We start from the raw sequence: 5,672 nt of genomic DNA, 5'->3' as shown, positions 1-5,672 counted from the left end.
GTCGGTATCACCCGGGCCACCATGAGGATCGGCCTTGCCAATATCGTCTATAATATGCGCCGCTTCCTTTTCCTCGAAAGATTGAACGCGAGCGCGTAGTCCTCCCACTGGCGATGGACCGTGATCTGCTCAAAACGCAGAGCGAAAGTCACCCCGGAAACCCTCAATCAAAGCGCTAAAAAACTAAAATCATCAGACAAGCGCATCAACAAACAGTTCTTCGATCCCTCCAGGTGCTCCCTCATAACTTGTATTCTTTGCGGTATTCATTTCAGAGCCGTCGTTCAGGGAGCTGTCAGCTTCATCTGGTATGATATCAATCATGTCGCAGTTTCTTTTGCATGATAATACGTACGGGTGGCATTATTTTATGCGGTATCGTGATGGTTATTATATTTATTTGTGTTCTGCATTAAATAAAATAATCCATTATATGGAAACTCCATATATATATTATGTATTGGTTATCTTGCTTTCTTCTGTTCCATTTTCAGTTGCAAAAGCAGGAAGTATCCCATTCTCCCAAGCCGTTGAAGCGGCCTGGGCTGTCGATCCCGATCGGACTGAACTGAATACAAACTATCGCTCAGCAGCAGCACGGGCCGAGGCAGCCGGTTCCTGGTTTGCCGGCGGCCCGACTGTCTCCGGCCAGTATTTCGATGATCATGCCATTGGCAGCAATGAAGGATACACAACCTATCAGGGAGGCGTGTCTGTACCGCTCTGGCTGCCGGGACAAGGTAGCGCAACTGTGGGAGTTGCGAGAGCAGAAGCGCTTACCATCCAGGAACGGCTGCATGTGGCACGAATGGCGGTGGCCATGAGAGTTCTGGATACATCAGCCAACGTCGTTATGGCTCAGCGCCGACTGGCAATCGCACGCATCCAGAAAGACACACTGGAAAAAATCCGGGCCTCTGTAATCCGTGGAAAGCACATCGGAGAGATGACGCTTGCCGATCAGCAGATCATCGCTTCTGAAATCGCGAATGCAGCCAATGAATATTCCCAGTCCGAAGAGCAGGTCGAGACAGCGACCTCAGCGCTTCGTATCTTGCTGGGTCGCCCGACCGTCCCCGATATCCTCTCTTTTGACAATGTGGCGTTAGCGCATGACGGACTCTTCTCTGCCGAAGCTCTCGAAAATAATGACCCTCGCGTCAGAGCCGCCCGTCAGGCCGTGCGTACAGCGGAAGCTGGCGTGCATCTCGCCAAAGCCTCCTTCATGCCGAACCCTGAAGTTGGCGTCGCTGCAATTCACGAAAAACAGTATGGCAGCCCGTGGGACGACCGCGTGGGGGTAACAGTTTCCATCCCGCTTCCCAGCGATGTCCGCAACGTCCCCATGGAAACGGACGCCCGCAACAAGTTGGCTGCGGCTATCAATCAGGAGCAGCAGGCCCGCCGCAATGTCAGGCAGGAACTCGCTCAGGTTTTTTCTCATCTGACGGCCACGAAAGACATGTTCAGAAATTCTGTTCTGTCCGCTGAGAGTATGAACAGTCGCGCAAACGAGATGAATCGATCATGGCAGGTCGGTGAGACATCATTGGTCGAACTGTTACGAGCCAGATCCGCTGCCAGCAGGGCTTTGCAGCTCCGTAATCAGGCAGAAGTTGCCTGGCACGCCGCCATCATACGAACATTGATCGCAGCAGGAGAATTCCAGTGACTATTTCATCTGCCTCCATGAAAGACTGGAAATATTTACTCTGTGTCATGATTATTTTTCGCTTTACTGAGTCGCCTGCACGAGCCGCCGACAGTGCGCCGACTGTCGTAATGGGAGAGGCAGCGCAGAAGAACTCTGCTCTGGTAATCTCGATCGCAAGGAGTGGTACACTCGCAAAAAATCTGGATGCAATGGGAACCGTCACAGCCGAGGCGGGGCATGTCGTCCGTATTCACCCGGCAGGGTCCGGTAAAGTTCTGAATGTTGCTGTGGTACCTGGTCAGCATGTGCACAAAGGAGAGACGCTTCTTACCTATCAGGATCATTCATTACACCTGGTCCGCCTTGAAATGACAAGAGCGCAGGCGGCACTGGCGACAGCGTATGCGGCCTCTCAGAATGCGTCGTCAGCCTACCACCGGGGGTATGAACTGGAAGGCACAACAGTCGCAGCAGGAGAGACCAGGCGTCGCCTGGCCATATTCCAGGCAGCAAAAGACGACGTTATAGCTCGACAGGCTGATGTCGATACGCTGAAGCATCAACTTGAAGAAGAATACAACTCCGTTACGGAATCAGATAAAGCCCAGACCGGTCCGCTGGATGAGACATCGTCAATCATTGCGCCGACCACAGCGGAAGTACAGAGCGTGTTCGTTGGTGTGGCCGACGACATTTCCCCTGCGACGGAACTGATGGGTCTGACAGACATGTCCTCGGTATGGATTGTTTCTGACATCCTGCCTCAGGATGCTGCTCAGGTGATCCAGGGCGGCGAGCAGACCACCGAACTTACATCGGACACAGGGACGACATTACTGAAATCGAAAATAACTTCGGTAGGGAGTATGGCGGATCCGGTCACAGGCCTCGTCCGCGTCATAAGCACGGCCCCCAATCCAGATGGCAGTCTTCATCCAGGCATGTTCCTCAATACCCATCTGCCAACACGCGAAAAGACGGCAGGCATCATTGTGCCGGAGAACGCTGTCACAGAAATCAACGGCGTAAGCACTGTGTTTGTGTCGGTGAGTCCAAACCGGTTTCGAGCACAGGACGTGCATGTTGGTGTTACGGGCAATGGACAGAAAGTCATTACCTCTGGCCTCTCCGCAGGTGAGCGGATCGTAACGCAAGGCGCATTTGCCCTGAAGGCGGTGATGCTGGTGTCAGATATGAATGATGGAGACTAAGAGCGTCATGCGTAGCGTTCTCTCCGCCCTGCAGACCCGACGCTGGCTGGTCCTTGGGGTAATCTGCCTGACGTTCATCGCCGGGTGTATGATCGTGCGTGGCCTTCCCGTGGAAGCCGTGCCCGACATTTCGCCCCGGCAGGTGCTCGTTTCTGTTGTTGCTCCGGGCCTCGCTACGGAAGAAGTCGAACGGCTGATCACCTTTCCGATCGAGGCCAGTATGGCCGGCATCCCGGAGATGACAGATCTCCGGTCGGTCTCCCGTTCAGGAGTCTCGGTCGTTTACATCCAGTTCGCGGATGAGACGGACATCAATCTTGACCGTGCCCGTGTGGAAGAACGGATTCAGCAGGCCAGAGGCACGATATCTGTGCCGGGAGTCAGTGTGAATATCGGGCCACTCGCTACAGGCCTTGGTGAAATCATGCAGTTGCAGATCAAAGGCGACGGTTATTCGCTGATGGATCTGAACCGTCTGATGACATGGACTGTCGCGCCGCAGTTGAAACTGGTTCCAGGCGTCGTGGACGTCAACGTGAACGGCGGTGCCGAACAGACATTTCAGGTCTCTCTCGATCAGGCCCGCCTTATGGCACTGGGTGTGTCAGTTGATGACGTTTTCCGAGCGGTGGATGGCAATAACTCCGCATCAGGAGGTGGATGGATTGAGCATGGTGAAGAACAGCAAATCGTTGTCGGACGCGGCCTGATCGGTTCACTTGACGACTTTGGGTCCATTCCCGTCCGGACCAACACCAACGGTTCCGCCATTTTCCTGCGGGATGTCGGGCACATTTCCATGGGACCGAGAACACGACTGGGGGCCGTCACGCGTGATGGTCAGGGCGAGGTTGTCATTGGCGTCATCATGATGCGCATGGGAGCGAGTTCCGACACCACCTTAGCCGCCATCGAAGAGGCACTTCCCGGTATTCGTCAGTCTCTCCCTAAAGGCGTGACGCTTGAGCCTTATTATGTGCGTTCGACGCTGACAGACAGTACCATCAGGACCGTAAAGGAAAATCTTGTCGTTGGAGCACTCCTGGTCATCAGTGTTCTGATCGTGGTGATCGGTGACTGGCGGGCCTCCCTGGTCATCGCCTCTGTCATCCCGTTTGCGCTCGTCTGCGCCATGGCTGGAATGCGCTGGTTCGGAATTTCCGCCAATCTGCTCAGCCTCGGCGCCATCGACTTCGGCATGATCGTCGACAGTTCGCTCGTCGTGGTTGAAAATCTCATGACCCATCGTGCGCGTGACCGGGCCAGTGGACAGACTACGCCGCTGGCTTCCCTCGCAGTCTCAGCGGCAACCGAAGTCCTCCGTCCCGTAAGTTTCGGCATTCTTGTTATTGTGATGGTCTACCTGCCGATCCTGACATTGCAGGATATCGAGGGAAAAATGTTTCGCCCCATGGCGCAGACGGTCATCATGGCCCTGCTGGCCTCTCTGTTTTACTGTATTGTCGGGATACCGGTGATTGGGGCTTTGGCGATGAGGTCTGCCAACCATCATGACGATACCCGTCTGGTTGCTTTTCTTCGTCGTGGTTATGGTCCCATGCTAAACTGGTGTGAAAACCGACCACGGACCTTGTTTGGCACAACTTTCGCGATTTTTGCTTTTTCTGTCTGGACCGGTCTGCATCTGGGTGGCGAATTCATTCCGTCTCTCGATGAGGGGGCCCTGACGGTAACTACGACACGACTGCCCAGCATTTCGCTGCCCGAGGCCCTGAAGGAGGTTAGCCTTCAGGAGCGTATTCTGCGTCGCTTTCCCGAGGTTACCAGCGTTGTCAGCAATACAGGAACATCAGCCATTCCGACTGATCCGATGGGTGTTAACGAGACAGACAGTTTCATTTTTCTGAAGCCACCATCACAGTGGACCACAGCGCATACACAGGAGGGACTCGTTACGGCAATGAGTCAGGTGCTGGGCACTGAACTGCCTGGAATGGAGCAGTCATGGAGCCAGCCAGTGCAGATGCGGATGGATGACCTCCTGTCCGGTGTCAGGACCCAGATTGCCGTTTCGATCTATGGGGATGATCTCGCTACGCTGGCGCGTCTGGGGGACAGGGTAGCAAGCATCATGAAAACCATTCCCGGTGCGGCCGACGTGGCTCCACAGGGAGATGGTACCGTTTCTTTCATCCATATCGACATTAATCGTCGAAAGGCGGCACGGCTGGGTATTTCCCAGCAGGAACTTCTGAACGTGGTCGAAGCGGTCGGTGGTCATATTGGACGGCCCGTAACAGTTGGTAACGCCCTGATCAGCACGCAGGTCCGTTTCGATCCAGCCCAGGCAGGCACACGTGACCAGATTGCCCGCCTAAGGGTACGCCGTGCCGATGGCCGAGGAGCGGTCCTGCTTTCAGAAATCGCGGAGGTCACGGTACAGGACGGTCCTCCCCGTATCAGCCGGGATAATATCCGCCGTCGTCTGATCGTACAGGCCAATGTTCGTGGACGAGACCTCAGCTCCTTTGTTACCGAAGCACAGAAGGCAGTCAGCAGAAAAATCACCATGCCTCCCGGTTATCGCATCGTGTGGGCGGGTCAGTTCCAGAACCTGAAATCAGCCATGGCACGTCTGGGAGTTGTCGTGCCGATCGCATTGGTATTGATTTTTGCCCTGCTTGTCATTGCGCTGAATTCCGTCTGGCTGGCCGGACTTGTTTTCGTCAATCTGCCAGTTGCCACGACAGGTGGCATCCTGGCCCTCGCTCTGCGTGGCCTGCCATTCAGCGTCTCCGCGGGGATCGGGTTTATTGCGCTGTTTGGTGTGGCGGTTTTGTATGGGG

The 5,672-nt window shown here is 54.9% G+C and carries 4 protein-coding genes; 3 read left to right on the top strand and 1 reads right to left on the bottom strand.

From position 1 onward, the window contains the following. Nucleotides 1-192: 192 nt before the first annotated feature. The gene (locus HK22_RS15465) at nt 193-324 is read right to left on the bottom strand and encodes a hypothetical protein (protein ID WP_255376058.1); all 132 of its coding nucleotides are present in this window, start codon (nt 322-324) and stop codon (nt 193-195) included. Here HK22_RS15465 and HK22_RS13910 point away from each other — a divergent pair. The 3 genes from HK22_RS13910 to HK22_RS13900 form a co-directional block, all read left to right on the top strand. Continuing rightward, entirely contained in the window at nt 323-1,672 is a 1,350-nt protein-coding gene (locus HK22_RS13910) for a TolC family protein (RefSeq protein WP_228120916.1), read from the top strand. The two genes, HK22_RS15465 and HK22_RS13910, sit on opposite strands and share 2 nt — an antisense overlap. Then, complete coding sequence (locus HK22_RS13905; protein WP_233142685.1) at nt 1,669-2,865, top strand: efflux RND transporter periplasmic adaptor subunit; 1,197 nt, start codon at nt 1,669-1,671, stop codon at nt 2,863-2,865. Before HK22_RS13910 ends, HK22_RS13905 begins: the two co-directional genes overlap by 4 nt. 7 nt (nt 2,866-2,872) lie before the next feature. Continuing rightward, on the top strand, nt 2,873-5,672 hold a 2,800-nt coding region (locus HK22_RS13900), incomplete at its 3' end, for an efflux RND transporter permease subunit (RefSeq protein ID WP_086649706.1).

Origin of the sequence: Gluconobacter sp. DsW_056 (assembly GCF_002153595.1) — a bacterium.
Taxonomy (GTDB): Bacteria; Pseudomonadota; Alphaproteobacteria; order Acetobacterales; family Acetobacteraceae; genus Gluconobacter; species Gluconobacter albidus.
Note: the sequence above shows the minus strand (reverse complement) of the source record. Positions and strands in the feature narration are given on the sequence as shown.

Bases quoted from the DNA above. Each gene is read 5' to 3' on its own strand.
- HK22_RS13910 (WP_228120916.1), top strand. From the start codon at position 323: ATGTCGCAGTTTCTTTTGCATGATAATACGTACGGGTGGCATTATTTT.
- HK22_RS15465 (WP_255376058.1), bottom strand. From the start codon at position 324: ATGATTGATATCATACCAGATGAAGCTGACAGCTCCCTGAACGACGGC.